The organism is Streptomyces sp. NPDC054840, from assembly GCF_053611065.1.
Map to the genome: position 1 here is coordinate 1 of NZ_JBSGZP010000915.1, position 2,339 is coordinate 2,339.

1 protein-coding gene and 2 pseudogenes are annotated in these 2,339 nt (G+C 68.8%); all 3 read left to right on the forward strand.

Features of this window, described 5'->3' with window-relative positions; genetic code table 11:
• Positions 1-325 precede the first annotated feature (325 nt).
• The gene (locus tag ACWGIU_RS35890; protein WP_453712281.1) at positions 326-610 is read left to right on the forward strand and encodes an SHOCT domain-containing protein; all 285 of its coding nucleotides are present in this window, start codon (positions 326-328) and stop codon (positions 608-610) included.
• Between the two features lie 177 nt (positions 611-787).
• Positions 788-1,801 (forward strand): annotated as a pseudogene (locus ACWGIU_RS35895) (PEP/pyruvate-binding domain-containing protein); the annotation flags it as partial.
• 177 nt (positions 1,802-1,978) lie between these two features.
• Positions 1,979-2,128: pseudogene (locus ACWGIU_RS35900) on the forward strand (polyphosphate kinase 2); the annotation flags it as partial.
• Between the last annotated feature and the right edge of the window lie 211 nt (positions 2,129-2,339).

Below are 2,339 nucleotides of genomic sequence, written 5' to 3' on the forward strand. Positions count from 1 at the left end.
TCACCAGCGAGAACACCATCTCCTGGCGCGACCCGAAGAAGACCCCATAACACCCGATTCCGGGATGAAATATCAGGCGAAAACGACCTCTAAGAGCGAACACCTTCCGGCACTCCGCTTCTGGCACAACTTCTGTGGTGACGAGCCGACCCCTGCGGCGGCGATCCGTGGCCGGGAGGCGGACCAAGCATCGGAAGGGGCCAATCGACCCTGGTCACGACCCCGACCGGCCCATGCCCGGACGACACGGGCCGACGGACAGTGAGGACATGGGGGACATGCCCTGTGGGCCTTGTCCCAGACTTTCGAAACAGGAGCGTGGGCCATGTTCTGGTACGGCCACGGAATGGGCGGATGGGGCTGGGCCGCCATGTCGTTCAGCATGGTCCTTCTCGTGGCCCTGGCCGTCGCGGCCGTCGTTCTGCTCCTCCGCAGCGCCGACCGTCTCCCCTCGGGCCCGGCGCAGCCCTCGGTCGCGCCTTCCGCCGAGCAGGTGCTCGCCGAACGGTTCGCCCGGGGCGAGATAGACGAAGAAGAGTACGAACAGCGTCTGACCGCATTGCGTGCGCACGGAACAGGCCAAGGCCGGCAGAGACACGGACAGGGCTGAGCCCGTACCCGTCTGGAACGCGAGCGCCGCGGCGTCGTCCTCCTGCGGCCCCGGCGAGCAGGACCTGCGCGGAAAAACCCGGACAGAGGCGATCCGGACAGTCAGGCTGAGAACAGAGGGGGCGCTGCGTCTGTGCCCCGATATGACAGGACATCGGCGAACAGGCGGGTGGAGGTCATGGGCTCCTGTGTGTACGACTTCACCGAGGGCGGCCGGGACTTGGCCGAGCTCCTCGGAGACAAGGGCGCGAGCCTCGCGGAGATGGCGTGCATGGGCCTGCCCGTTCCGCCCGGCTTCACCATCACCGCCGAGGCCTGCCGCGTCTTCCTGGCCACCGGTGAGCCGCCGGAAGGTATGGACCGTGAGATCGGCAAGCACCTGGCTGCGCTGGAGCGGGCTGCCGGCAAGCGGCTGGGGCAGGTGGACGATCCGCTGTTGCTGTCGGTCAGGGCGGGGGCGGGGCGCTCCACGCCGGGCGTGATGGAGACTCTCCTGGACATCGGCCTGAACGACCTGTCCGTGCTCGGCCTGGCCAAGGTGCCCGGACGGGAGAGGTTCGGATGGGATTCCTACCGCCGTCTTGTGCAGATGTTCGGCAGCACGGTCATGGGCGTCGAAAGTTCACTGTTCGAAGACGTGCTCCGGCGAATCAAGGTGCAACATCGCGTCGTGAACGACTCCCGTCTGGACGCCTGCGACCTCATCAGGGTCGTCGAAACGTTCAAGGACCTCATTCTCGAACGCACAGGGAGGGCGTTTCCGCAGGGTCCGGCCGAGCAGTTGCGGCAGGCGATCCTCGCCGCATTCCGGTCGTCGAACGGCGAGCAGGCCGGCCTGCGCCGGCACCGCGAACACATCCCGGACGACCATGGAACGGCGGTGACCGTCCAGAGCATGGTCTTCGGGAATTTCGGGGACGACTCCGGCAGCGGCGTCGCGTTCAGCCGTGATCCGGCCACGGGGCGTCCCGGGCTGTACGGCGAGTACCTGCCGAACGCCCAGGGCGATGACGTCGTCTCGGGCGTCCGCACCACCTTGCCGCTCCAGGAGTTGGCCACGCTGGACCCGGCCTCGTTCGAGCGCTTGCGCAGCTACATGGAGCAGCTGGAAGCGCACCACCACGACCTGTTCGACGTCGAGTTCACGATCGAGCGCGGCACTCTGTGGATGCTCGAGACGCGGGTTGGCCGACCCGCCACGTAGGCGGATGTCCCAGGTTCCGTGCTGCGCGTCGGCCCGCCGCGCCGGCTGACGGGCGCGCCTACGCGAACAGGCCCTACCTGATGCCAATGCCCGGAGCGGGACACGGCCCGGCCGACGAGGGCTGTGCCGGTATGCCCCAGCACCAGGGCCACGTAGGCCCGCCGAGGCCGTTGGCGCAGTGGGCAGGGAGGCACGATCAAGCAGTGTCGCGGAACACCCCAACCCCCGTGCGCACGCATCGCGGCCCTGCCCGCGCCGACGGAGCGCGAGCGCACCCACCGGTACTTCCAGCGCAACGTCGAGCACCTGCCCAGTCGAAGGCTTTGACCGGCAAGGAGGCCGCTCTGGCCGAGGTGCTCGAACCCTGGCAGCGGAGGTACCGGGCAGTCCCGTCACCGCGCGGTTCGCCTCGGACGTCCGGCCCGTGACCTGTCGCCGCCTCGCGGGACGCGGGGCTGGTCGGGCAGGCCGGCCGCTGTACCTGCCGGTCGGCGCGTTCTTGGGCGCGTTACGCACGCCACGCGGC

Bases quoted from the DNA above. Each gene is read 5' to 3' on its own strand.
- ACWGIU_RS35890 (WP_453712281.1), top strand. From the start codon at position 326: ATGTTCTGGTACGGCCACGGAATGGGCGGATGGGGCTGGGCCGCCATG.